The organism is Burkholderia latens (assembly GCF_902499045.1).
Classification (GTDB): domain Bacteria; phylum Pseudomonadota; class Gammaproteobacteria; order Burkholderiales; family Burkholderiaceae; genus Burkholderia; species Burkholderia latens.
The window spans coordinates 33826-57679 of record NZ_CABVPL010000052.1 but is presented as its reverse complement, the minus strand read 5'-3'; the positions used below and the strand labels follow the sequence as shown (position 1 = coordinate 57679).

At 64.3% G+C, this 23854-nt stretch carries 21 protein-coding genes; all 21 read right to left on the bottom strand.

The features are described 5' to 3' along the window. Positions 1-521: 521 nt before the first annotated feature. Complete coding sequence (locus BSE24067_RS26820; RefSeq protein WP_006477288.1) at positions 522-947, bottom strand: F0F1 ATP synthase subunit epsilon; 426 nt, start codon at positions 945-947, stop codon at positions 522-524. Between the two features lie 113 nt (positions 948-1060). After that, positions 1061-2455: a F0F1 ATP synthase subunit beta gene (gene atpD / locus BSE24067_RS26815; RefSeq protein ID WP_031397079.1), complete on the bottom strand. Its 1395-nt coding sequence runs from the start codon at positions 2453-2455 to the stop codon at positions 1061-1063. A gap of 66 nt (positions 2456-2521) precedes the next feature. Beyond that, the gene (atpG, locus tag BSE24067_RS26810; protein ID WP_151064948.1) at positions 2522-3397 is read right to left on the bottom strand and encodes a F0F1 ATP synthase subunit gamma; all 876 of its coding nucleotides are present in this window, start codon (positions 3395-3397) and stop codon (positions 2522-2524) included. 119 nt (positions 3398-3516) lie between these two features. Continuing rightward, on the bottom strand, positions 3517-5058 hold the full coding sequence (atpA, locus tag BSE24067_RS26805; RefSeq protein ID WP_151064947.1) for a F0F1 ATP synthase subunit alpha: 1542 nt from the start codon (positions 5056-5058) through the stop codon (positions 3517-3519). 44 nt (positions 5059-5102) lie between these two features. Then, positions 5103-5642, bottom strand: a complete 540-nt coding sequence (locus BSE24067_RS26800) for a F0F1 ATP synthase subunit delta (RefSeq protein WP_059505582.1) — start codon at positions 5640-5642, stop codon at positions 5103-5105. 2 nt (positions 5643-5644) lie between these two features. Then, entirely contained in the window at positions 5645-6115 is a 471-nt protein-coding gene (locus tag BSE24067_RS26795; protein WP_006401466.1) for a F0F1 ATP synthase subunit B, read from the bottom strand. Positions 6116-6244: 129 nt separating this feature from the next. After that, entirely contained in the window at positions 6245-6514 is a 270-nt protein-coding gene (gene atpE / locus BSE24067_RS26790; protein ID WP_006482730.1) for a F0F1 ATP synthase subunit C, read from the bottom strand. 75 nt (positions 6515-6589) lie between these two features. Further along, positions 6590-7441, bottom strand: a complete 852-nt coding sequence (atpB, locus tag BSE24067_RS26785; protein ID WP_151064946.1) for a F0F1 ATP synthase subunit A — start codon at positions 7439-7441, stop codon at positions 6590-6592. A 109-nt stretch (positions 7442-7550) separates the two neighbouring features. Then, on the bottom strand, positions 7551-8078 hold the full coding sequence (locus BSE24067_RS26780) for an ATP synthase subunit I (protein WP_151064945.1): 528 nt from the start codon (positions 8076-8078) through the stop codon (positions 7551-7553). A 570-nt stretch (positions 8079-8648) separates the two neighbouring features. Next, positions 8649-9779, bottom strand: a complete 1131-nt coding sequence (locus BSE24067_RS26775; RefSeq protein ID WP_151064949.1) for an SLC13 family permease — start codon at positions 9777-9779, stop codon at positions 8649-8651. Positions 9780-9792: 13 nt separating this feature from the next. Continuing rightward, the gene (locus BSE24067_RS26770; RefSeq protein ID WP_034183983.1) at positions 9793-10686 is read right to left on the bottom strand and encodes a ParB/RepB/Spo0J family partition protein; all 894 of its coding nucleotides are present in this window, start codon (positions 10684-10686) and stop codon (positions 9793-9795) included. Positions 10687-10717: 31 nt separating this feature from the next. Continuing rightward, positions 10718-11497 carry a ParA family protein gene (locus tag BSE24067_RS26765; protein WP_151064944.1) on the bottom strand — a complete coding sequence of 260 codons (780 nt, stop codon included), beginning with the start codon at positions 11495-11497 and terminating at the stop codon, positions 10718-10720. Between the two features lie 51 nt (positions 11498-11548). After that, entirely contained in the window at positions 11549-12235 is a 687-nt protein-coding gene (gene rsmG / locus BSE24067_RS26760; RefSeq protein WP_151064943.1) for a 16S rRNA (guanine(527)-N(7))-methyltransferase RsmG, read from the bottom strand. Continuing rightward, a complete protein-coding gene (gene mnmG, locus BSE24067_RS26755; protein ID WP_151064942.1) occupies positions 12232-14202 on the bottom strand; it encodes a tRNA uridine-5-carboxymethylaminomethyl(34) synthesis enzyme MnmG in 1971 nt (656 codons plus the stop codon). The genes rsmG and mnmG overlap by 4 nt, the downstream gene beginning before the upstream one ends. Before the next feature lie 451 nt (positions 14203-14653). Next, positions 14654-15409, bottom strand: coding sequence for an ABC transporter ATP-binding protein (locus tag BSE24067_RS26750; protein ID WP_151064941.1), 756 nt, complete (start codon positions 15407-15409; stop codon positions 14654-14656). Beyond that, positions 15409-17193 carry a branched-chain amino acid ABC transporter ATP-binding protein/permease gene (locus BSE24067_RS26745; protein ID WP_151064940.1) on the bottom strand — a complete coding sequence of 595 codons (1785 nt, stop codon included), beginning with the start codon at positions 17191-17193 and terminating at the stop codon, positions 15409-15411. Before BSE24067_RS26745 ends, BSE24067_RS26750 begins: the two co-directional genes overlap by 1 nt. Positions 17194-17197: 4 nt before the next feature. Next, positions 17198-18253, bottom strand: a complete 1056-nt coding sequence (locus BSE24067_RS26740) for a branched-chain amino acid ABC transporter permease (protein ID WP_151064939.1) — start codon at positions 18251-18253, stop codon at positions 17198-17200. A 199-nt stretch (positions 18254-18452) separates the two neighbouring features. Then, on the bottom strand, positions 18453-19610 hold the full coding sequence (locus BSE24067_RS26735; RefSeq protein WP_151064938.1) for an ABC transporter substrate-binding protein: 1158 nt from the start codon (positions 19608-19610) through the stop codon (positions 18453-18455). Positions 19611-20716: 1106 nt separating this feature from the next. Continuing rightward, complete coding sequence (locus tag BSE24067_RS26730) at positions 20717-21691, bottom strand: branched-chain amino acid ABC transporter permease (protein WP_170297477.1); 975 nt, start codon at positions 21689-21691, stop codon at positions 20717-20719. Beyond that, positions 21691-22575: a branched-chain amino acid ABC transporter permease gene (locus BSE24067_RS26725; protein ID WP_151064935.1), complete on the bottom strand. Its 885-nt coding sequence runs from the start codon at positions 22573-22575 to the stop codon at positions 21691-21693. The genes BSE24067_RS26730 and BSE24067_RS26725 overlap by 1 nt, the downstream gene beginning before the upstream one ends. Before the next feature lie 78 nt (positions 22576-22653). Further along, entirely contained in the window at positions 22654-23853 is a 1200-nt protein-coding gene (locus tag BSE24067_RS26720; RefSeq protein ID WP_151064934.1) for an ABC transporter substrate-binding protein, read from the bottom strand. Position 23854: the final 1 nt, after the last annotated feature.

The following is a 23854-nucleotide window of genomic DNA, read 5'->3' as shown; positions in this document are numbered from 1 at the left end:
CGCTTCCGGCTCGGCTTCACCTCGCCCTCCCGCGTTACGTCCCGCCTGCGCGGGCTTCTGATGCACTGCTCGTCCGAGCGACACGGCCTTCGGCCCTCCTACTCGTTCGGCCCTTCGCCCCCCAACCGGCGGCTACTACGGCCTCTGCTGACTTCTCGCTCCGGCTCGACACCGTCGCCCTTTCAGGCATGAGGCGAGATCTCCCCAGGTAAGAACACACTCCTTCATCGCACAACCGCCGCATCTACGCCGCCTCGCCTTGATCACGAGAGCTTCGCGGTTACGTGCCCGCTCGCCCTGCTCAGCAGCGCCTTCTATACGGTTCTTGTCCATCGGCTCGCGATTTACGCTCCACGCTTCCTCCCCACACTCGGTCGCCCTCATGCAGTTGCGCTTCGCTTCATTTGCCGTGATCAGCTTATGGCGGGACTTCCACCCGCAGGAGTGCGCCCATGCTGGGCGCACACGAAAAAAAAGCAGCCCGAAGGCTGCTTTCTTTCGCGGCGATACGCGCGCGCGGCTCAGTGCCGGCTGCGGATCTTCGCCAGACGCTGGATCGCTTCGAGCTGCGCCATCGCGGTCGCGAGCTCCGATTGCGCCTTCGCGAGGTCGAGGTCCGACTTCGCATTCTGCAGCGTTTCCTCGGCACGCTTGCGCGCTTCCTCGGCTTTCGCCGCGTCGAGGTCCTTGCCGCGGATCGCGGTATCGGCGAGCACCGTCACGGCACCCGGCTGCACTTCGAGAATGCCGCCCGCGACGAACACGAATTCGTCGTTGCCGCCCTCGACTTCGATGCGCACCGCACCCGGACGAATCCGCGTGATCAGCGGCGTGTGACCCGGCAGAATACCCAGCTCACCCGTTTCGCCCGGCAGCGCGACGAATTTCGCCTCGCCCGAGAAGATCTGCTCTTCCGCGCTGACGACGTCTACTTTGATGGTTGCCATATCGACTCCTGGTTGAGCGTGTTGCGGTCGGCGCGACCGGCCGTGAAGCAAATCGGCAACAGCGATTCGCTACACCGCGGCCGGATCGCGCCAGCGTGCTACCACTCAGACCTTTACTGGATCTTCTTGGCCTTTTCGAAGGCTTCGTCGATCGTGCCGACCATGTAGAACGCCTGTTCCGGCAGGTGGTCGCACTCGCCGTCGACGATCATCTTGAAGCCACGGATCGTTTCCTTCAGCGGCACGTACTTGCCCGGCGAGCCCGTGAACACTTCAGCGACGTGGAACGGCTGCGACAGGAAACGCTGGATCTTACGCGCACGGGCGACCGACAGCTTGTCTTCCGGCGACAGCTCGTCCATGCCCAGAATCGCGATGATGTCGCGCAGTTCCTTGTAGCGCTGCAGCGTCTGCTGAACGCGACGGGTGATCGAGTAGTGCTCTTCACCGATCACGTTCGGGTCGATCTGGCGCGACGTCGAGTCGAGCGGGTCGACCGCCGGGTAGATACCCAGCGAAGCGATGTCACGCGACAGCACGACGGTTGCGTCCAGGTGGCCGAAGGTCGTCGCCGGCGACGGGTCGGTCAAGTCGTCCGCAGGGACGTACACGGCCTGAACCGACGTAATCGAGCCCTTCTTCGTCGACGTGATGCGCTCTTGCAGCTTGCCCATTTCTTCAGCCAGCGTCGGCTGATAGCCCACTGCCGACGGCATACGGCCGAGCAGTGCCGACACTTCGGTACCGGCCAGCGTGAAACGGTAGATGTTGTCGACGAAGAACAGCACGTCGAGGCCTTCGTCACGGAAGTGCTCGGCCATCGTCAGGCCGGTCAGCGCGACGCGCAGACGGTTGCCCGGCGGCTCGTTCATCTGGCCGTACACCAGCGCGACCTTGTCGAGAACGTTCGAGTCCTTCATTTCGTGGTAGAAGTCGTTCCCTTCACGGGTACGCTCGCCCACGCCCGCGAACACGGAGTAACCGCCGTGTTCCTTCGCGATGTTGTTGATGAGCTCCATCATGTTGACGGTCTTGCCCACGCCGGCACCGCCGAACAGGCCGACCTTGCCGCCCTTTGCGAACGGGCAGATCAGGTCGATCACCTTGATACCCGTTTCGAGCAGTTCGGTCGACGGCGACAGTTCGTCGAACGCCGGAGCCTTCTGGTGGATCGAACGCGTCGTTTCGCTTTCGATCGGGCCGGCTTCGTCGATCGGACGGCCGAGGACGTCCATGATCCGGCCGAGGGTCGGCTTGCCGACCGGCACCGAAATCGGCTTTGCCGTGTTCTTCACGGTCAGGCCGCGGCGCAGGCCGTCGGATGCACCCAGACAGATGGTACGGACCACGCCGTCGCCCAGCTGCTGCTGGACTTCGAGCGTCAATTCCGAGCCATCGAGAATGAGCGCGTCGTAGATCTTCGGCATGCTGTCGCGCGGGAATTCCACGTCGATAACGGCGCCGATGCACTGTACGATCTTGCCTTCTACCAAAGCAGCAGTACTCATCGCTTTTCCTTTAAATACCTGATTCTTTACTCGCGCAAAGGCGCAGTTGTCGTCCCGGGCGCGCGCTTAAACAGCGGCTGCGCCGCCGACGATCTCCGACAGTTCTTTCGTAATCGCGGCCTGGCGGCTCTTGTTGTACACGAGCTGCAGTTCGCTGATCACCGTCTTCGCGTTGTCGGACGCGGCCTTCATCGCGACCATGCGCGCCGATTGCTCGGACGCCATGTTTTCCGCGACGGCCTGATACACCAGCGCCTCGACGTAACGCACGAGCAGTTCGTCGACGACTGCCTGCGCGTCCGGCTCGTAGATGTAGTCCCACGACGTGGCCGGCGTACCGTCATTGGCGTCGAAGTGGTCCGACGACAGCGGCAGCAGCTGCTCGATCACGGCTTCCTGCTTCATCGTGTTGACGAAGCGCGTGTAAGCGATATAGACCGCCGACAGCTTGCCTTCCGAGTACAGATCGAGCTGCGTCTTCACGGCGCCGATCAGCTTGTCCAGATGCGGGGTGTCGCCGAGGTGCACGACCTGCGACATCACCTTCGCGCCGAAGCGGTTCAGGAACCCGAGGCCCTTGCCGCCGATTGCGGTGGCTTCGACCTTCTGGCCCTTCTCTTCCAGCTCCTTGAACTTCTGCACCGTCGCACGCAGCACGTTGGTGTTCAGACCGCCGCAAAGACCCTTGTCCGTCGTGACGAGGATGATGCCGGCCGTCTGCGCGCCGTCGTTCGCCACCATGAACGGGTGGCGGTACTCCGGGTTCGCACGGCTCATGTGCGCGGCGATGGCACGGACCTTGTCCGCATACGGACGAGCGGCGCGCATGCGTTCCTGCGCGCGGCGCATCTTCGATGCGGCCACCATCTCCATCGCCTTCGTGATCTTGCGCGTGTTCTGCACGCTCTTGATCTTGCCGCGAATTTCCTTCATTCCAGCCATAGCTTGCTCCTTTGCGCCCCGAGTCAGCGCTTTAGCGCTTTACTCGGGGCTCATGCATCGCTCACCGAAGCGGCGCGGGCGCATCAGCACCCGCGCGGCCTCAGTGTGTCACTCGCGGATCAATAGGCACCGGACTTCTTGAAGGATTCGATCGCCGCGCGCAGTGCGGCTTCGTCGTCCTTCGAGAGATCCTTGGTGTCTTCGATGCGCTTGATGAGGTCGGCGTGGCTGGTCTTCAGGTTGTCGCGCAGGCCCTTCTCGAACGGCAGCACTTGCTTGACGTCGAGATCGTCAAGGTAGCCGTTGTTCGCGGCGTACAGCGACACGGCCAGTTCCCACACCTGCAGCGGCTGGTACTGCGGCTGCTTCAGCAGTTCCGTCACGCGGCGGCCGCGCTCGAGCTGCTTGCGGGTCGCTTCGTCGAGGTCCGATGCGAACTGCGCGAATGCTGCGAGTTCACGGTACTGCGCGAGGTCGGTACGGATACCGCCCGACAGCTTCTTCACGACCTTCGTCTGAGCGGCGCCGCCGACGCGCGACACCGACACGCCGGCGTTGATTGCCGGGCGGATGCCTGCGTTGAACAGGTCGGTTTCCAGGAAGATCTGGCCGTCGGTAATCGAGATCACGTTCGTCGGAACGAACGCGGTCACGTCGCCAGCCTGCGTTTCGATGACCGGCAGTGCCGTCAGCGAGCCGCTCTTGCCCTTCACTTCGCCGTTCGTGAACTTCTCGACGTACTCTTCCGACACGCGAGCAGCGCGCTCGAGCAGACGCGAGTGCAGATAGAACACGTCGCCCGGGTACGCTTCGCGGCCCGGCGGGCGGCGCAGCAGCAGCGAGATCTGACGGTATGCCCAAGCCTGCTTGGTCAAGTCGTCATAGATGATCAGCGCGTCTTGACCGCGGTCGCGGAAGTATTCGCCCATCGTGCAGCCGGCGTACGGTGCCAGGTACTGCATTGCGGCCGAATCCGATGCCGAAGCAGCGACGACGATCGTGTATTCGAGCGCGCCCGTTTCTTCGAGCTTGCGCACCACGTTCATGATCGACGAAGCCTTCTGGCCGATCGCGACGTAGATACAGATCAGGTCCTTGCCCTTCTGGTTGATGATCGCGTCGAGCGCCACCGCGGTCTTGCCGCACTGACGGTCGCCGATGATCAGCTCACGCTGGCCACGGCCGATCGGCACCATCGCGTCGATCGACTTGATGCCCGTCTGCACCGGCTGCGACACCGACTTGCGCCAGATCACGCCCGGCGCGATCTTTTCGATCGCGTCGGTCAGCTTCGCGTTGACCGGGCCCTTGCCGTCGATCGGGTTGCCGAGCGCGTCGACCACGCGGCCGACGAGTTCCGGACCGACCGGGACTTCGAGAATGCGGCCCGTCGTCTTGACGATGTCGCCTTCCGAAATGTGTTCGTATTCGCCGAGAATCACCGCGCCGACCGAGTCGCGCTCGAGGTTCAGCGCGAGGCCGAACGTGTTGCCCGGAAACTCGAGCATTTCGCCCTGCATCACGTCCGACAGGCCGTGGATGCGCACGATACCGTCGGTCACGGAGATCACGGTACCCTGGTTGCGAACGTCTGCGCTCGCTTCAAGGCCCTGGATCCGGCTCTTGATCAGCTCGCTGATCTCAGAGGGATTGAGTTGCATTATTCGCTCCTGATAGTCAATTCTGTTGCGTGCCGGCGTGGCGCTCAGGCGGTCAACGCAGCCTGCATCGATGCGAGGCGCGCGCGAACCGAGGTGTCGAGCACTTCGTCGCCGACCGTCACGCGCACGCCGCCGATCAGCGACGAATCGACTTCGACCGTCGGCTTCAGCTTGCGCTTGAACTTGCGCTCGAGGCCAGCGACGAGGCTTTCGAGATCCGCGCCGTTCAGCGGGAACGCGCTCACGATCTCGGCGTCGGCTGCGCCTTCACGTTCGTTCTTGAGCGCCTCGAACTGCTCGGCGATTTCCGGCAGCAGCGCGATGCGATGATTGTCGACCAGCATCTGCACGAAGTTCTTCGCTTCGGCGCCGGCCGCGAGCGGCGACTTCACCGCAGCAAGCAGCAGCTCGGCCACTTGCGTGCGCGTCACCTTCGGGCTCGACGCGACCGACAGCACTTCCGGCAGACGCGCAACCTGGGCCAGCTCTTGCACGAGCGTGGACCAGGCGGCGATGTCACCTCCCTCGGCCACGCGGAACAGCGCTTCTGCGTAAGGGCGGGCGATGGTTGCAAGTTCGGCCATGATCAGAGCTCGGCTTTCAGTTGATTCAGCAGTTGGGCGTGGGCCGTTTGATCGACTTCGCGCTTCAGGATCTGCTCGGCGCCCTTCACGGCCAGCGCGGCGACTTCGCCACGCAGCGCTTCGCGCGCCTTCACGATTTGCTGTTCTGCTTCCGCTTTCGCCTGGGCGACGATGCGGGCGGCTTCAGCCTGGGCGTTGGCCTTGATTTCCTCGGCGACCGCCTGTGCACGCTTTTCGGCGTCGGCGATGCGCTGCTGGCCGTCGTTGCGGGCCTGCGCGAGTTCCTGGTCCACGCGCTTGTGCGCTGCTTCGAGTTCCGCCTTGCCCTTCTCCGCGGCCGCGAGGCCGTCGGCGATCTTCTTCGAACGTTCGTCGAGGGCGTTGATCAACGGCGGCCACACGAATTTCATCGTGAACCACGCGAGGACCAGGAACACGACCATTTGCGCAAACAGAGTTGCGTTGAGATTCACGGTGTTTCCTTATCTGCTATTCCGGAAAAATGAAACGGTAAGGCGCTCATCGAGTTGCATTCGATCAGCGCCCCAAGTCTCCGTTCCGCCCTGCGCCGGCTTGCGCCGGACGCAAATTTCCGTGGAACCTTAGCCTGCGAGCTTCGACAGGAGCGGGTTCGCGAACGCGAACAGCATTGCGACACCAACGCCGATCAGGAATGCAGCGTCGATCAGACCGGCCAGCAGGAACATCTTCGTTTGCAGCGGGTTGATGAGTTCCGGCTGACGCGCGCAGGCTTCGATGTACTTGCCACCCATCAGCGCGATACCGATACAGGCGCCGATTGCACCCAGGCCGATGATGATGCCGATACCGATGGCGGTCAGACCCTGGATGTTGGCGATGTAAGCTTGCATGATCACTCCTTTGTGAAAAGACTTGGAACTGAGATTTAAAAAACTAAAACGGAAACTCTTTTTTGCACGCCGCGCTTAGTGCTTGTCGTGCGCCTGGCCGAGATACACCAGCGTCAGCATCATGAAAATGAATGCCTGCAACAGAACAATCAGGATGTGGAAGATTGCCCAGACGCTGCCCGCGATCACATGACCAACGAAGCCGAGGAACGTTGCGTCGCCACCGAAGCTCCACATGCTGCCGAGCAGGGCGATCAACAGGAACAACAGCTCACCCGCGTACATGTTGCCGAACAGCCGCATGCCGAGGGAGACGGTCTTCGCGACGTATTCGACGATGTTCAACGCGAGGTTCGGGATCCACAGCAGCGGGTGACCGCCGAACGGCGCCGACAGCAGTTCATGCGCGAAACCGCCTGCGCCCTTGATCTTGATGCTGTAGTAGATCATCAGGACGAACACGCCGAGCGCGATGCCGAGCGTGCCGTTCAGGTCGGCCGTCGGGACGATGCGATGGTGGGAAATCACGTCCGACAGACCGAGCAGGCCGATCACGCGGCCCGGCAGGTCGACCGGGAGGAAGTCGAGGGAGTTCATCAGCGCGACCCACACGAACACAGTGAGGGCGAGCGGCGCGATGAACGTGCGATTGCCGTGGACGATGGCCTTCGACTGGTCTTCGACCATTTCGACGAGCATCTCGATTGCGCATTGGAAGCGGCCCGGCACGCCCGACGTCGCCTTGCGGGCGGCCAGACGCAGCAGGACGATCGTCACGATGCCGCACACGATCGACCAGAACAGCGTGTCGAGATTCCAGACGTGGATGTCGAAAATCGACGTCTGATGCGAGGTGGAGAAATTCTGCAAGTGGTGCGCAATGTACTCGGACGGATCCGGACTGCGCGTGCCTTCGCTAGCTGCCATATCGTTAATGCCACCCAAATTGTCGAAAATCGTTTTGCCCCGTTCCGCAACACGCTATTGCGGGAACGGGCCGGTGCGGTTCGTTGTCGAAACCGCACGCTGCTTGTTTTTACCGCCAGGCCAGCGCGATCCAGTACGTCTTCAGCACGACGAGGTAGGTGACGAGGAGCGCCGGCCAGTGCACGCCGGCATAGCCGTACGCCACTGCGGCGAACATCCCGATCGTCACGCCGAGCTTCAGGGCTTCGCCCATCACCCAGCTCATCACGGTGGCCGAACCACCTGCCTTCAGTCGTGCCACGAACAACGCGCTTGGCACCCAGCCGATCGCCCCGCCCAGAAACGCGGACTGCGCAGCGGCGCCCGGCGACTTTGAAAACAGCCACCACGCCAGCGTTGCAACCAGGGACAAGACCACCTGCGCGATCACCACCTTGTAAGGGGTCACGCGCGACGGCTTGCTCACGTTCGGACCGAACAGCCTCTCGGCTTCCGTCCGCGTGAGCGGAACGATGTTGTTATCTTGCTGCTCGGCATCCCAGTCGTCGCCATCGGATTCGCGCCGCTCGCCGGCCGCTGAAACGGTGCGCTGCGCTCGGGGACCATCGTGCCTGTCGTTCGGCGCCTGACCCGCCATCGCAATCTTCCGCAAAATCCTTGAACCCGGCCCCAAGCTTTCTGAAAGCTTTCAGGGGTGCCTAGCTAACAAATCCGGGCGATTGTAAGCGATAGTTGCAAGTGATTCAAGGCTTTAGACGCGACAAAAACCTGTGTAAAACGACGCCTCATCATGTGAAAAACGCGCGAATCGGCGACGTACGATGACAGTTGTAAGGTCGTTTTTTTGCACCGGTATTTCTTGCCTGGAAAAGTGCGTTGGCGATGAAATCGCGTGACGGCGGCGGCGGATGCGGGCGCACCCGGCGCGGCGCGATTGGGCAGGAAGTCTGCCGTGACGCAATCGCGCGAAAGCGTCCGGCACGACGGCGCGCAATGGACGAAGTCCTGTGATCACCGCGCACGCGCAATGCGCGAGAGACGTGAGACCGCGAGCGCGCCGATGCCGCAAGTCAGTTGTAGTGCCGCCACAGAAGATCGACTGTGATGCGCGACACTTGTCAACAGCCTCCGCCTCACGACGATCTCGATGGCTGTGCGCTGCCCCGCCTCGCTGGCAGCAACCCTGAGGCGGATGATGCGGCATCGCTCAGGCGTGCGCGAGCAACCACGCGCCCAGTGCCGCACTCGCGAGCGCGAATGGAATCGACACCGCGTGAAACGGCAACCACATCCGCGGCTCCTTCGCGAGCCGGACCGCGATCAGGTTCGCGAGCGAGCCGATCGCGAAGCCGAAGCCGCCGACCGATACGCCGAACGCAAGCGCGCGCCAGTCGTGCGTGAATTCCGACAACAGGATCGCCGCCGGCACGTTGCTGATGCCCTGCGACAGCACCGCCCCCGCGGCGAACACGCGCAACGGCGAATCGAGATGGGCGCGCGCGATCGTGTCGTGGACGACGGGCAGCGCGGCCGCGCTGCGCAGCACGACGAACATCAGCACGAAAATCATCAGCAACAGCCAGTCGATCTTCAGGACTGCATCGCGTTTCGCGAGCAGCAGCGCGATCACGACGGCGATCAGGCCTGGCGCCGGATGGTGCGCGTCCGCGAGCAGCACGAACGCGCCGAACAGCACCGCCGCGAGCAGCGCGTGCATGCGATGGACGGGCACGATCTCGACGTCGCCCGACAGGTCGAGCGGCTTCGCGCGAAACGAGCATGCCGTCAGCGCCAGCAGCAACGCCATCAACGCCAGCGCGAGCGGCCCGAGCGTGACCACGAAGCGGCCGAACGACACGCCGCTCAACTGCCAGAGGAACAGGTTCTGCGGATTGCCGAGCGGCGTCGCGACGGAGCCCGCATTGACCGCGAGCGCGACGGCGATCACGAGGCGCCGGAACGGCAGCGGCGTCAGCGCGCGCAGCGACACCATCAGCGGCACGACGACGAACAGCGCGACATCGTTGGTGAGCCACATCGCGAGTGCCGCCGCGAACACAACGAGCAACATCGCGAGCCCGCGCTCGGAATACACGTGATGCACGATCCGATGCGCGAGCCACATCAGGCAACCGGACAGCTCCAGCGCCTTCGTCAGCATCAGCAAACCCGCGAGCGTCGCGACAGTCTGCCAGTCGACGAGGCCGGTCAGTGCGGCAACTGGTTGCGGACGCAACCATTGAAGAAGAATCAGCGCAAACGCCAATACCGTGAGCACCGGCTCTTTCGCAAGCCAGCCGAGCCACCGGCGCGGCGCCGGCACGCCCGTAGGTTCCATCAATTGCGCCTCGTTACTCTTCGGTTGCGACGTTGCCGCGCAGGCGCGCGAGAATGCCCTCGAGCGCATCGAGGTTGCCGAAGTCGATCATCACCTGCCCTCGCCCACGGCGGCCGAGTTTGATTTTCACCGTCGATGCGAGCAGATCGGACAGCTCTTCCTCGAGACGGCGCGTGTCGCGTCCGCCATCATCCTTCGCGCGCGCCTTCACGGCGGGCGCCTCCTTGGTCGTGTGCGCGACCAGCTTTTCCGTCTCGCGCACCGACATGCGCTTGTTGACGACCTGATGCGCGAGCGTGATCTGCGTCGCCGCATCGACCGCGAGCAGCGCACGCGCATGCCCCATGTCGAGATCGCCGGCGAGCAGCATCGTCTGCACCGGCGATGCGAGATTCAGCAGGCGCAGCAGGTTCGACACCGCACTGCGCGAACGGCCGACCGACTCCGCGGCCTGTTCGTGCGTGAAACCGAATTCGTCGAGCAGGCGCTGGATGCCGTGCGCCTCTTCCAGCGGATTCAGGTCTTCGCGCTGGATATTCTCGATCAGCGCCATCGCGGCGGCGGCCTGATCGGATACGTCCTTCACCAGCACCGGCACTTCGTCGAGGCCGGCCAGGCGCGCCGCGCGGAAGCGCCGCTCGCCCGCGATGATCTCGTATTTGTCAGACGAAATGGGGCGCACCAGGATCGGCTGCATCACGCCTTGTGCGCGAATGCTGGCCGCCAGTTCCTGCAGGCTGCCCTCGTCCATTCGCGTTCGCGGCTGGTACTTGCCGGCCTGCAGCTTGCCGAGCGCGAGCGTGTTCGGCGCGCCTTCGATCTTCACCGCTTCGGTGATGTCCGCACTGCCGCCGAGCAGCGCCTCGAGGCCACGTCCCAAGCCCTTCTTCTTTGGTACCGCGTTCATGTCTTTCTTCCTCGCTTCGCTCATGTCCGGATCACGACACCTCGAACGCGCGCACGCGATCGATCATCTCGGCACCGAACTGCAGATAGGCCTGCGCACCGCGCGAGCTGCGGTCGAACACGACGCCCGGCAGCCCGTAGCTCGGCGCTTCCGCGAGGCGCACGTTGCGCGGAATCACCGCGTCGAACACCTTGTCGCCGAAGTGCGCTTTCAGTTGATCGGAGACTTGCTGCTGCAGCGTGATGCGCGGATCGAACATCACGCGCAGCAAGCCGATGATCTTCAGATCGCGGTTCATGTTCGCGTGAACCTGCTTGATCGTATTGACGAGGTCCGACAACCCTTCCAACGCGAAGTACTCGCACTGCATCGGGATCACGACGCCGTGCGCCGCGCACAGGCCGTTCAGCGTCAGCAGCGACAGCGTCGGCGGGCAGTCGATCAGCACGAAGTCGTATTCGTCGGCCACGCGCTCGAGCGCGGCCTTCAGCCGGCGCTCGCGATTGTCGATGCTGATCAGCTCGATCTCGGCGCCGGACAACTCGCGATTGGCCGGCAGCACGTCGTACGTGACGCCTTCCGGACGCACACGCGCGTCCGTCACCGATACGCCGTCGACCAGCACTTCGTATACGGTCGACTCGCAGGCAGCCTTGTCGATCCCGCTGCCCATCGTTGCGTTGCCCTGCGGGTCGAGATCGATCAGCAGGACTCGTTGCTCCTGCGCTGCAAGGCTTGCGGCGAGATTGACCGATGTCGTCGTCTTGCCGACGCCCCCCTTCTGGTTCGCAACGCAGAAGATCTTTGCCATCGTTGGTGTGTTCCCTTTACCTTCAAACAAACGGCGCGCTACAGCGCGCCTTCAAATCGCGTCGTCGACGGCAACCTCGAGCAGATGCCGTTCGGCATCGAGCATCGGCACCGCGAGCCGTATCGTCTGCTGCACGCGGCTGCCTTCCGGCAGTCGCGCAATTTCGTCGTCCGGGTGGACACCCTTCATCGCCCAGATCGATCCGCCGGGCGCGACGAGATGTCGAGCAAGTTTAACGAAGTCGGATAGATCCGCGAAAGCGCGGGATACGATCATGTCGAATTTTTCCGGCACTTCGACGCCCGGCCGCAGCGATTCGACGCGGCCGGTGACGACCGCGAGATTCGCGAGCTTCAGCTCCGCGCGCATCTGCGTCTGGAATGCGGACTTCTTCTGCACGATATCGTTCAGCGTCACCTGCCACTCCGGCTCGATGATCGCCAGCACGATACCGGGCAATCCGCCGCCCGAGCCGACGTCGAGCACGCGCGCCGACGCACGGCTGCGCAGATGCGGAACGATGGAAAGCGAATCGAGAATGTGTTGAATCAGCATCTGCTTCGGGTCGCGGATCGCGGTCAGGTTGTAGACCGCGTTCCACTTGCCGAGCAGCGCTACATAGTCGAGCAGCTGGTCGCGTTGTGCGTCCGTCAATGCGATGTCGAGCGTAGCCGCGCCGTCGACGAGCATCTGTTCAAGTACGTCCCGATTAACCGCCGGCGCGCGACGCGCCGTCATTGTTGCGTCGGGACGGCGCCGTCCCCCTGCTCGGTCGCCTCTGCGGCGGTGCCGGTGCGACGGCCGAGCCCACGGCGCTTCAGGTGCACCATCAGCAGCGAGATAGCGGCCGGCGTGACGCCCGAGATACGCGATGCCTGGCCGATCGTTTCGGGCCGGAACTCGTTGAGCTTCTGGCTCACCTCGAATGACAGGCCTCGCACCTCGCGGTAATCGATACCGTCCGGCAAACGCGTGTTCTCGTTCGCGTCGTTGCGCTCGATCTCGCTCGCCTGACGCTCGATATAGCCTTGGTACTTGATGCCGATCTCGACCTGCTCCTTGATCTGCCCCAGCAGCACCGGATCATCGGCGAGCGGCTCAGCCGGGCCGCACTCGCCGCCCTTCAGGCCGCATACGCCGTCGTAGCTGATACCTGGGCGGCGCAGCAGTTCGGCGAGGCTGTATTCGTGGTCGATCGCCTTGCCGAGCAATGCAGTCGCCTCTTCCGGCGGCAGCGTCTTCGGCGTGACCCACGTCGACTTCAGCCGTTCGGTTTCACGTGAAACAGCGTCGCGTTTCCGGCTGAACGCATCCCAGCGCGCGTCGTCGACCAGTCCGAGTTCGCGGCCGATCTCGGTCAGACGCATATCGGCGTTGTCTTCACGCAGGCTCAGTCGGTATTCGGCACGGCTCGTGAACATCCGGTAAGGCTCCGCCACGCCGCGCGTGACGAGGTCGTCGACCAGCACCCCAAGGTACGCCTGATCGCGACGCGGGCACCACGCTTCCTTTTCCTGCACGTAGCGGCCGGCGTTCAGACCAGCCAGCAGCCCTTGCGCGGCCGCTTCTTCATAGCCGGTCGTGCCGTTGATCTGGCCCGCAAAGAACAACCCGTTGATCGCCTTCGTCTCGAGCGACGCCTTCAACGCGCGCGGATCGAAGTAGTCGTACTCGATTGCATAGCCGGGACGCAAGATATGCGCGTTCTCGAGGCCGCGCATCGAATGCACGAGCTCGAGCTGCACGTCGAACGGCAGGCTCGTCGAAATCCCGTTCGGGTAGAACTCGTTGGTCGTCAGCCCTTCCGGCTCGAGGAAGATCTGGTGCGATTCCTTCGACGCGAACCGGTGAATCTTGTCCTCGATCGACGGGCAGTAACGCGGACCGACACCTTCGATCACGCCTGTATACATAGGCGAACGGTCGAGACCGCCTCGAATGATGTCGTGCGTGCGCTCGTTCGTATGCGTAACCCAACACGGCAGCTGTCGCGGATGCTGCTCGGCACGGCCCAGGAACGAGAACACCGGAATCGGATCGAGGTCGCCCGGCTGCTCTTCGAGTTTCGAAAAGTCGATCGAACGCCCGTCGATACGTGGCGGTGTACCGGTCTTCAGGCGGCCTTGCGGCAGCTTGAGCTCCTTCAGGCGCGCCGACAGCGACACAGCCGCGGGGTCGCCCGCGCGGCCGCCCGTGTAGTTATTCAGCCCGACGTGGATCTTGCCGTCGAGGAACGTACCAGCCGTCAGCACGACCGCGCGAGCGCGGAAGCGGATGCCGATTTGCGTAACCGCGCCGACCACGCGGTCGCCTTCGACCATCAGGTCATCGACCGCCTGCTGGAACAGCCACAGATTCGGCTGATTCTCGAGACGATGGCGGATGGCGGCCTTGTACAGGATGCGGTCCGCCTGCGCACGCGTCGCGCGCACGGCCGGCCCCTTCGACGAATTGAGGATACGGAACTGAATACCGCTCTCGTCGGTCGCGGCGGCCATCGCGCCGCCGAGTGCGTCGACTTCCTTGACCAGATGGCCTTTGCCGATACCGCCGATCGACGGATTGCAGCTCATCTGCCCGAGCGTTTCGATGTTATGGGTCAGCAGCAGCGTCTTCGCGCCCATACGCGCGGATGCCAATGCAGCCTCCGTGCCGGCGTGCCCGCCGCCGACGACGATGACGTCAAATTCTGTGGGAAAAAGCATGGTGGATTCCGTGCGCAGGACTGCGCGCGAACCTATCTGAGAAATGTATGGGCCGAATTATAGCGGGTTCGCTTTTCACCCGAAGACCGTCCGATTGGTAGGGTCCGTTCATTTGGACAGTTTTTCGGCCGAACGGCCTAGATCGATGGTCCCCGCAGGGTCCGGCGTCACGGCAGCGACCGCGTAGCGCGTGGGCGAGCCGCGCAAAACCATGCGCCGGCTCGCAGCGTTTGGCTGTAGTGCGCCATCCCGGTATTTCCGGTGAACGACCGGGCACTTGTCTGCTCCGCCGCACCAACGGCTGGCAGCCCTGTTCGCTCACGGTGCTTCCACTTCGGAACGCGATATTTGTCCCCACCCCGTCGTCACCACCCACCGCGGCGATACCGGAAACAAAAACGGCGTGTTTCACGTGAAACACGCCGCCCGTTTCCCGCCATCCGCACAACCATCAAGCCGTCTTCCTTGCCAGCCCGAGGTACGTGTCGATCACGCGCGGGTTCTGCGCCAACTCGGCCGCCGGCCCCTCCAGCGCAAACTCCCCCGTCTCCAACACGTAGCCGTAATCCGAGATCTGCAGCGCGGCTCGCGCATTCTGCTCGATCAGCAGCGTCGCAACCCCGGTGCCGCGCAACGCGCTGATGATATGGAAAATCTCCTTCACGATCAGCGGGGCAAGGCCGAGGCTGGGCTCATCGAGCATCAGAAGGTCCGGTTTGCCCATCAGCGCACGGCCAACCGCGAGCATCTGCCGCTCGCCGCCCGACAGCGTGCCGGCAGCCTGCCTGCGCCGCTCCTTCAGCCGCGGAAACAGCGCAAACACGTGATCGAGCTGGTCGAGGAAGTTCGATTCACCGGCGAGCTTGCGCCGATACGCGCCGAGCACGAGGTTGTCTTCGACGGTCATCGTGCTGAACAGCTCGCGCTTTTCCGGCACGAGGCACATTCCGCGCGCGACACGCAACTCGACCGGCAACGCGCTCACGTCTTGACCGCGGTACACGACCGCACCGGCGGCATGCCCGGTCACCGGCAGCGCGCCCATGATCGCGTTCAGCAGCGTCGACTTCCCGGCCCCGTTCGGGCCGATCACGCTGACGATCTGCCCTGCGCCGACCTTGATCGCCGCACCGTGCAGCGCCTCCACTTTCCCGTACCGGACCGCCAGTCCACGCACGTCGAGAATCGGCATCGTCGTGTCCGTCATCACTCCACCCCGCCCAGATACGCTTCGAGCACGGCAGGATCCTGCTGCACGTCCTGCGGCAGCCCTTCCGCGATCCGCGTGCCGAATTCCATCACGACCAGCCGGTCGGTGAGATTCATCACGAAATCCATGTCATGTTCCACGAGCAACACGCTCATTCCTTCGCCCTTCAGCCGCCGCAGCAGGTCTGCGAGCTGCTGTTTCTCCTGATAGCGCAGCCCGGCGGCCGGCTCGTCGAGCAGCAGCAGCGTCGGATCGCAGCACAGCGCGCGCGCGATTTCGAGAATCCGCTGCTGGCCGAGCGCAAGGCTGCCCGCGTCGTCGTACATGTGCTTTTCCAGCCCGACGCGGCGGATCTGTCGAGCCGCTTCGGCCAGCAGCTGCGCTTCCTCATGCGCATTGAGCCGCGCGATGCTGCGCCACACGCCCGTATGGCCGCGCAAATGCGCGCCGATCGCGACGTTCTCGAGCACCGTCATCGTCGGCAACAGCTTCACGTGCTGGAACGTCCGGCCGATTCCGCGCCGGACGATCTGCCGCGACGTAAGCCCGTCGATCCGTTCGCCGCGGAACGTAATCGTGCCGCCGGTCGGCTGCAGCACGCCGGTCACGAGGTTGAACGTGGTCGACTTGCCGGCGCCGTTCGGACCGATCAACCCGATGATCTGACCCGCCTTCACATCGAAACTGACGTCGTTGACGGCCACCAGCCCGCCGAACTGCTTGCGCGCATTGTCGACGACGAGCAGCGGCTCGCCAATGACGGGCTTAGCCCGCTGCGGCAGCGGATCTGCGCGATCAGGCACATGCGCGCGCGGCCCGCGCGGAAACAGCTTCGCGACGAACGGCCACATGCCCTGCCGCGCGTACTGCAGCAGCAGCACCATCAGCACGCCGAACACGATGATTTCGAAATTGCCCTCCGAGCCGAGCAGCTTCGGCAGCAGCGTCTGCAGGTAATCCTGCAGCACGGTGAGAATCGCCGCGCCGAGCACCGCGCCCCACACGTGCGATACGCCGCCGACCACGGCCATGAACAGGAATTCGATCCCGTGGTTCAATCCGAACGGAGTCGGATTCACCGCCCGCTGCAGGTGCGCATACAGGAAGCCCGATACCGCCGCGAGCACGGCCGCATAGACGAAGATCACGACGCGCATCCATGCGGTGTTCACGCCCATCGCCTCGGCCATCACGCCGCCGCCGCGCAGCGCGCGGATCGCGCGGCCGGGCCGGCTGTTGAGCAGGTTCTGCACCGACACGATCGCGGCGAGCACGACGGCCCAGATCAGGAAGTACAGGCTGCGGCCGCTTCCGAGCTCGATACCGAACAGGTTCAGCGCCGGAATGCCGTTGATCCCGTCGTACTTGCCGAGCAACTCGAGGTTGCCGAACAGATAGAACAGCGCGAGGCCCCATGCGATCGTGCCGAGCGGCAGGAAGTGTCCGGACAGGCGCATCGTGACTGCGCCGAGCACGAGCGCGACGAGCGCCGTCAGCGCGACGCCGACGATCAGCGCGAGCCACGGCGACACGCCGTAGCGTGTCGTCAGGAACGCAGTCGCGTACGCGCCGATGCCGACGAACGCGGCCTGCCCGAAGCTCGTCATCCCGCCGACGCCCGTCAGCAGCACGAGCCCGATCGCGACGATCGCGTAGAGGCCGATGTAGTTGAGCAGCGTAATCCAGTATTCGGGCACTTGCAGCGCGCCTGGCAGCACGGGCAGCGCGAACAGCACCACGAGAAACAGCCAGAATGTCTTGTTGCGTACGAACGTCTTCATCGCGTCACTCCTCTTCCTCTTCCGCGTGCGGCGTCGCGAAGCTGCGCCACAGCAGCACCGGGATGATCAGCGTGAACACGATCACTTCCTTGTACGCGCTCGCCCAGAACGACGAATACGACTCGAGCACGCCGACGAGCAGCGAGCCGGCGGCCGCGAGCGGATAGCTGACGAGCCCGCCGATGATCGCGCCGACGAAGCCCTTCAGCCCGATCAGGAAGCCGGAGTCGTAGTAGATCGTCGTCAGCGGACCGACGAGGATGCCCGACAGCACGCCGAGCCCCGCGGCGAACGTGAATGCGAGCCGCCCTGCTTCGGTCGTGCCGATGCCGACGAGCCGCGCGCCGAGCCGGTTCACCGACGTCGCGCGCAGCGCCTTGCCGGCGATCGTGCGGCCGAAGTACACGTAGAGCGCACCGATCAGCACGAGCGCCGTCACGACCACGAGGATGCTCTGCACCGACACCGTCATGCCGCCGATCGCCAGCGATGCGTCCGAGAATCCGTTGGTGCGCGAGCCCTCCGCGCCGAACATCACGAGCCCGAGGCCGACCATCGCGAAATGGACGGCGACCGACACGATCAGCAGCAGCAGCGTCGTGCCCTCGGCAATCGGCTGGTACACGAGCCGGTAGACGAACGGCCCCATCGGCACGACGATCGCGAGCGTCAGCGCGATCTGCGCGAGCATCGGCAGCGGCTGGACGGCGAAGCTGCGCGTCAGCGCGAACACCGCGAGCGGCAGCAGCACGTAGCGGCTCGCGAGCGTCGCGAGCGTGCGGCCGAGTTGATGGCGGCGTTCGCGATGGCGGATCAGCGCGCCGACTTCGAGCAGGAAGCATGCGATGCCCATCACGAACAGCAGCCAGCAGGTAGCGGGGAATTTCTGCGCCTGCAACGCCGCAAGCGTGAGCGCACCATAGGCGACGAATTCGCCCTGGGGAATGAAGATCACCCGCGTGACGGAAAACACCAGCACGAGCGCCAGCGACAGCAATGCATAAATGGCGCCGGTCGTGATGCCGTCTTGCGCGAGGATCGCCGCAATCGAGAGATCCATACGTTTCGTGTATCGAGAATGCTGCGGAGAAACGGCGACGGGAACGGACCGCGCGCGGACGCCAGGATCGAGGTGTCAGGCGTCGTGCGGCGGCTTCCCGGAGATTCCTTGCAGCGCGGACGCGGGCCGCGAAGCCCGCCGCGCCGCCGACGGCACGCGCGGCGCCATGCGCGCCGCGCGTGCCGGTTTCACGTGATGCTTATTCGGCCTGCAGCTTCCACTTGCCGTCGACGATCTGCACCATCACGCGCGCACGCGTGTCGAAGCCGTTATGGTCGGTCGGCGTCATGTTGATCACGCCGTGCGACACCGGCAGATCCTTCACGCTCTCGAGCGACGCGCGCAGCGCCTCGCGGAATGCCTCGGTGCCAGGCTGGCCTTTCTTCAGCGCGTCCGGAATCGCCCGCTGCAACAGCAGCCCCGCGTCCCACGCATGCCCGCCGAAGGTCGACAGCGAGCCCGCGCCGTACGCTTTCTCGTACGCGGCCTTGTAGCCGAGCGCCGGCTTCTTCACCGGGTTCGAATCGGGCAGCTGGTCGGTCACGAGCACCGGGCCGGCCGGCAGGATCTCGCCTTCGCAGTCCTTGCCGCACACGCGCAGGAAGTCGTTGTTCGCGACGCCGTGCGTCTGATACACCTTGCCCTTGTAGCCGCGCTCCTTCAGCGTCTTGGCCGGCAGCGCGGCCGGCGTGCCGGAACCGGCGATCAGCACCGCGTCCGGATTCGAGCCCATCAGCTTCAGCACCTGCCCCATCACCGACGCGTCGGTGCGGTTGTAGCGCTCGCTCGACACGATCTTCAGCCCATTCTTCGCGGCGGCCGCATCGAACGTCTTGTACCAGCTGTCGCCATACGCGTCGGCGAAGCCGATGAAGCCGACCGTCTTCACGCCGTGCTTCGCCATGTAGCCGGCGATCGCGTCGGCCATCAACTGGTCGTTCTGCGGCACCTTGAACATCCACGCGCGCTTCGCGTCCATCGGCGCGATGATCTGCGCGCTCGCCGCGAGCGAGATCGTCGGCGTCTTGCCCTGCGATACGGGATCGAGCATCGCGAGCGAGTTCGGCGTGACCGACGAACCGATGATCGCGTCGACGTGATCCTCGTCGATCAGCTTGCGCACGTTCTGCACCGCGCGGCTCGTGTCGGACGCATCGTCGAGCACGATGTACTGCACGCTCTTGCCCGCGATTTCCTTCGGCAGCAACGCGATCGTGTTCTTTTCCGGAATCCCGAGCGACGCGGCCGGCCCGGTGGCCGACAGCGTCACGCCGATCTTCACCTGCGCCGACGCCGAAGCCGCTGCACACACGAGGCCCGCGGCAAGCAGAGCCTCCATCCATCGATTCATCTTCATTTACGTTGTCTCCAAACGCTGCTCGAAAAATCCGCGGGTCGCTCGGGCGGCTCCCGGTCCTCAAACAAGTTAATAAATTAAGTATTTCGCCATACCGCGTCTACGCTCGTTTTCCCGTGAACCGCCGGCGCCGCGCACGCGCCGCCGCATGCGCCGAGACGGCCAGCCGCCACGATGCACGGCGGCAATGTCGTCAGCATGAAGCAAGCGGGGAAAGGCGGCGTTGCGCGACGCGCGATCGATGCAAATGCAACGATCGCGCAAAGGGTGGCCGGCCGCGGCCGGCCCGACCGCGTGCACGAATGGCGCACCATCGAAAAACCGGAAGTTCATGCGCACGCAACGGCGAATGGAAGCTCGAATGGCGCAGTGGATGCGTACGCAACGACCGGCGCAGCCGCCAGCGCAGCGGCAAGTCGCGCCGGAGCGCGCATCTCGCCCGCAGGACAGCGCGCAACGGCCCGCGCATACCGATGCGTGCGCGACCCCGTACGAGCGGCACCAGGGGCCGCTCGTGCCCCGTTCCATTGCCCTGCACTGCTCATCCAACCGTACTCCCTCTTCTGCATTGTGCTTGTAGGAGAACTGCCGACCGATTTTCCCGACCGAGCGGTCGGCGAAAGCTGAGTGTAACGGACGCGTTTTGCGCACGCCAACCGGGTAAGCCCGAACGGCAACGAACGCGGTGTGCGTGCCGATGGCAGCGGAATGGCAGGAACGGAGGAAAAGAAAACGCGGGGACGGGTGAAGCGCGCGGGCGCCGCAAGCGAGACACGGACGCGGAGCCAACGAGCGAAATTCGCGCACAAATGAAAAAGCGCTGTTGGATTCCGTCCAACAGCGCTTTGGGGTCCGGGCACTTTGTGCCTCGATTGTCTCCTCGTTCTCCACCTGCAAATTCGTTTCGCGGTGCATCAGAACTGGAACGAAGATTAAAGGAGCTTTCACCCTGCGACAACTTAGCATTTACCCCTATGGTGCATCGCCGCACGAAAATGGGGCACCAATCCCCCGCGCGGCGCCGGCCGGAGCCCGTCGCGGCACCGATTCCGGCCGCACGCGATGGTGCCGCGCACCAACGCGGCCGAACGGCGCGCGCGATGCAATCACGACGGCTTGAGCGTTTTGACCCGCGCGACCATCTCGCCGACGATCCCGCGCCGGAACGCGAGCACGCACGCGATGAAAATCAGGCCGGTGACGATCGTCGCCGATTCGCCGAGCGAATGAAACCAGCCGATCCCGGTCGTCGACGCGAGCCATTCGCCGATGTCGCCGAGCCGATCCTCCAGCGCGACGATCAGTGCCGCGCCGAGCAGCGGCCCGAACAGCGTGCCCATCCCGCCGACGAGCGTCATCAGCACGACGAGCCCCGACATCGTCCAGTACGCGTCCGACAGCGTCTCGAAGCCGAGCACCAGCACCTTGAGCGAACCGGCCAGCCCCGCGAGCGCCGCCGAAAGGATGAACGCGAGCAGCTTGAAGCGATCGGTGTCGTAGCCGAGCGAGATCGCGCGCGCCTCGTTCTCCTTGATCGCGACGAGCACCTGGCCGAACGGCGAATGCACGATCCGCACGATGAACGCGCACGCGGCGACGATCACCGCGAGCACGACGTAGTACAGCGCGATGTCGTTCGACAGGTCGAGCACGCCGAACAGGCGCCCACGCGGCACGCCCTGCAGCCCGTCCTCGCCGTGCGTGAACGGCGCCTGCAGATAGATGAAGTAGACCATCTGCGCGAACGCGAGCGTGATCATCGCGAAATAGATGCCCTGCCGGCGGATCGCGAACAGGCCGACGACGAGCCCGAGCACCGTCGCCGCGGCCGTGCCGACGAGCACGCCCAGCTCCGGCGTGAAACCGAGCGTCTGGATCGTATAGCCCGTCGTGTAGCCCGCGGTCGCGAGGAACATCGCATGGCCGAACGACAACAAGCCCGTGTAGCCGATCAGCAGGTTGAACGCGGCCGCGAACAGCGCGAACGCGAGCACCTTCATCACGAACACCGGATACGCGCCGATGAACGGCGCCGCGAGCAGTGCGGCGAGGAGCACGCCGTAGAGCACTTTTCTCTGCATCATTTTTCCTTGCCGAACAGGCCCGCCGGGCGGATCAGCAGCACGATCGCCATGATCACGAACACGACGGTGGCCGACGCTTCCGGATAGAACACGCGCGTGAAGCCTTCGATCACGCCGAGCAGCAGCCCGGTGATGATCGAGCCGAGGATCGAGCCCATCCCGCCGATCACGACCACCGCAAACACGGTGATGATCATCGGCTGGCCCATCAGCGGCGACACCTGGATCACCGGTGCGGCGAGCACGCCCGCGAACGCCGCGAGCGCGACGCCGAAGCCGTAGGTGAGCGTGATCATCATCGGCACGTTCACGCCGAACGCCTCGACGAGCTTCGGATTCTCGGTGCCGGCGCGCAGATACGCGCCCAGGCGCGTCTTCTCGATCACGAACCAGGTCGCGAGACACACCGCGAGCGACGCGACGACCACCCACGCGCGGTAGTTCGGCAGGAACATGAAGCCGAGATTGGTCGCGCCGGACAGCTGCGACGGCACGTCGTACGGCTGGCCGGACGATCCGTAGATCGACCGGAACACGCCTTCGACGACGAGCGTGAGCCCGAACGTGAGCAGCAGCCCGTACAGGTGATCGAGCTTGTACAGCCAGCGCAGCATCGAGCGTTCGACCAGGATCCCGAACGTGCCGACGAGCACCGGCGCGAGCACGAGCATCGCCCAGTACGGCAGCCCGAAGTACGACAGCCCCATCCACGCGAGCATCGCGCCGAGCATGAACAGCGCGCCGTGCGCGAAGTTGATCACGTTGAGCAGCCCGAAGATCACCGCGAGCCCGAGGCTCAGGATCGCGTAGAACGAGCCGTTGACGAGCCCGAGCAGCAACTGGCTCAGCATCGCCGGCAACGGAATGCCAAAGATTTCCATCGACTTAGCCGTCAGTATGAGTTTCGTTGCGTGCGCAACCGTCAGGCGGTCGCGCACGCGAGCGGCGCAGCGCCGCGCTTACTTCCACAGCGCGCAGCGCGTCTCCTGCTTGGTCCCGAACGCCTGCTCGCCCGGAATCGTCGCGAGCACCTTGTAGTAGTCCCACGGCTCCTTCGATTCGGACGGCTTCTTCACTTCCATCAGGTACATGTCGTGGATCATGCTGCCGTCCTGGCGGATGTAGCCCTTCGCGTAGAAGTCGCTGATCTTCATCTTCTTCAACTCGGCCATCACCTTGTCGGAGTCCGTCGTGCCGGCCGCCTGCACGGCCTTCAGGTAAGTCGTCACCGACGAGTAGTCGGCCGCCTGCAGGCTCGACGGCATCTTCTTCATCTTGCCGAAGTAGCGCTGCGCCCACTGGCGCGACGCCGCATCGCGGTTCCAGTACCAGCTGTCGGTCAGCACCAGGCCCTGCGTCGTCTCGAGGCCGAGGCTGTGCACGTCGTCGATGAACATCAGCAGCGCGGCGATCTTCATCGTCTTCGTGATGCCGAACTCCTTCGCGGCCTTGATCGAATTGATCGTGTCGCCGCCCGCGTTCGCGAGGCCGAGGATCTGCGCCTTCGACGATTGCGCCTGCAACAGGAACGACGAGAAGTCCGACGCGGACAGCGGGTGGCGCACCGTGCCGAGCACCTGGCCGCCGCTCGCCTTCACGACGTCCGACGTGTTCTTCTCGAGCGCCTTGCCGAACGCGTAGTCGACCGTCAGGAAGAACCAGCTCTTGCCGCCCTGCTTCACCACCGCCGAGCCGGTGCCCTTCGCGAGCGCCATCGTGTCGTATGCGTAGTGAACCGTGTACGGCGTGCACTGCTCGTTGGTCAGCGTGTCGGCGCCCGCGCCGATGTTGATGTAGACCTTCTTCTTCTCGGACGCGACCTGGTTCATCGACAGTGCGGTCGCGGAATTGGTGCCGCCGACCAGCAGGTCGAGCCCGCCGCGGTCCATCCATTCGCGCGCCTTCGACGCGGCGATGTCCGCCTTGTTCTGGTGGTCGGCATAGACCACCTCGATCGGCTTGCCGAGCACCTTGCCGCCGAAGTCGGCGACGGCCATCCGGATCGCCTCGAGGCCGCCCTGCCCGTCGATGTCCGCGTAAAGCCCCGACATGTCGGTGATGAAACCGATCTTCACGCTATCCGCGGCGTGTGCGGCGCCGGCGGTGAACGCTGCGGTTGCGACCGCGAGACACGCGTGTGCGAGGGTCTTCATTTTCATT

Excerpts from the sequence above, each read along its gene's own strand:
- atpA (WP_151064947.1), bottom strand. The coding sequence starts at position 5,058 with ATGCAACTCAATCCCTCTGAGATCAGCGAGCTGATCAAGAGCCGGATC.
- BSE24067_RS26765 (WP_151064944.1), bottom strand. The coding sequence starts at position 11,497 with ATGGCAAAGATCTTCTGCGTTGCGAACCAGAAGGGGGGCGTCGGCAAG.
- BSE24067_RS26750 (WP_151064941.1), bottom strand. The coding sequence starts at position 15,409 with ATGACGGACACGACGATGCCGATTCTCGACGTGCGTGGACTGGCGGTC.
- BSE24067_RS26745 (WP_151064940.1), bottom strand. The coding sequence starts at position 17,193 with ATGAAGACGTTCGTACGCAACAAGACATTCTGGCTGTTTCTCGTGGTG.
- BSE24067_RS26735 (WP_151064938.1), bottom strand. The coding sequence starts at position 19,610 with ATGAAGATGAATCGATGGATGGAGGCTCTGCTTGCCGCGGGCCTCGTG.
- atpG (WP_151064948.1), bottom strand. The coding sequence starts at position 3,397 with ATGGCTGGAATGAAGGAAATTCGCGGCAAGATCAAGAGCGTGCAGAAC.
- BSE24067_RS26740 (WP_151064939.1), bottom strand. The coding sequence starts at position 18,253 with ATGGATCTCTCGATTGCGGCGATCCTCGCGCAAGACGGCATCACGACC.
- BSE24067_RS26780 (WP_151064945.1), bottom strand. The coding sequence starts at position 8,078 with ATGGCGGGTCAGGCGCCGAACGACAGGCACGATGGTCCCCGAGCGCAG.
- atpB (WP_151064946.1), bottom strand. The coding sequence starts at position 7,441 with ATGGCAGCTAGCGAAGGCACGCGCAGTCCGGATCCGTCCGAGTACATT.
- BSE24067_RS26730 (WP_170297477.1), bottom strand. The coding sequence starts at position 21,691 with ATGCAGAGAAAAGTGCTCTACGGCGTGCTCCTCGCCGCACTGCTCGCG.
- BSE24067_RS26800 (WP_059505582.1), bottom strand. The coding sequence starts at position 5,642 with ATGGCCGAACTTGCAACCATCGCCCGCCCTTACGCAGAAGCGCTGTTC.
- BSE24067_RS26775 (WP_151064949.1), bottom strand. The coding sequence starts at position 9,779 with ATGGAACCTACGGGCGTGCCGGCGCCGCGCCGGTGGCTCGGCTGGCTT.
- BSE24067_RS26720 (WP_151064934.1), bottom strand. The coding sequence starts at position 23,853 with ATGAAAATGAAGACCCTCGCACACGCGTGTCTCGCGGTCGCAACCGCA.
- mnmG (WP_151064942.1), bottom strand. The coding sequence starts at position 14,202 with ATGCTTTTTCCCACAGAATTTGACGTCATCGTCGTCGGCGGCGGGCAC.
- rsmG (WP_151064943.1), bottom strand. The coding sequence starts at position 12,235 with ATGACGGCGCGTCGCGCGCCGGCGGTTAATCGGGACGTACTTGAACAG.
- atpE (WP_006482730.1), bottom strand. The coding sequence starts at position 6,514 with ATGCAAGCTTACATCGCCAACATCCAGGGTCTGACCGCCATCGGTATC.
- BSE24067_RS26725 (WP_151064935.1), bottom strand. The coding sequence starts at position 22,575 with ATGGAAATCTTTGGCATTCCGTTGCCGGCGATGCTGAGCCAGTTGCTG.
- BSE24067_RS26820 (WP_006477288.1), bottom strand. The coding sequence starts at position 947 with ATGGCAACCATCAAAGTAGACGTCGTCAGCGCGGAAGAGCAGATCTTC.
- BSE24067_RS26770 (WP_034183983.1), bottom strand. The coding sequence starts at position 10,686 with ATGAACGCGGTACCAAAGAAGAAGGGCTTGGGACGTGGCCTCGAGGCG.
- atpD (WP_031397079.1), bottom strand. The coding sequence starts at position 2,455 with ATGAGTACTGCTGCTTTGGTAGAAGGCAAGATCGTACAGTGCATCGGC.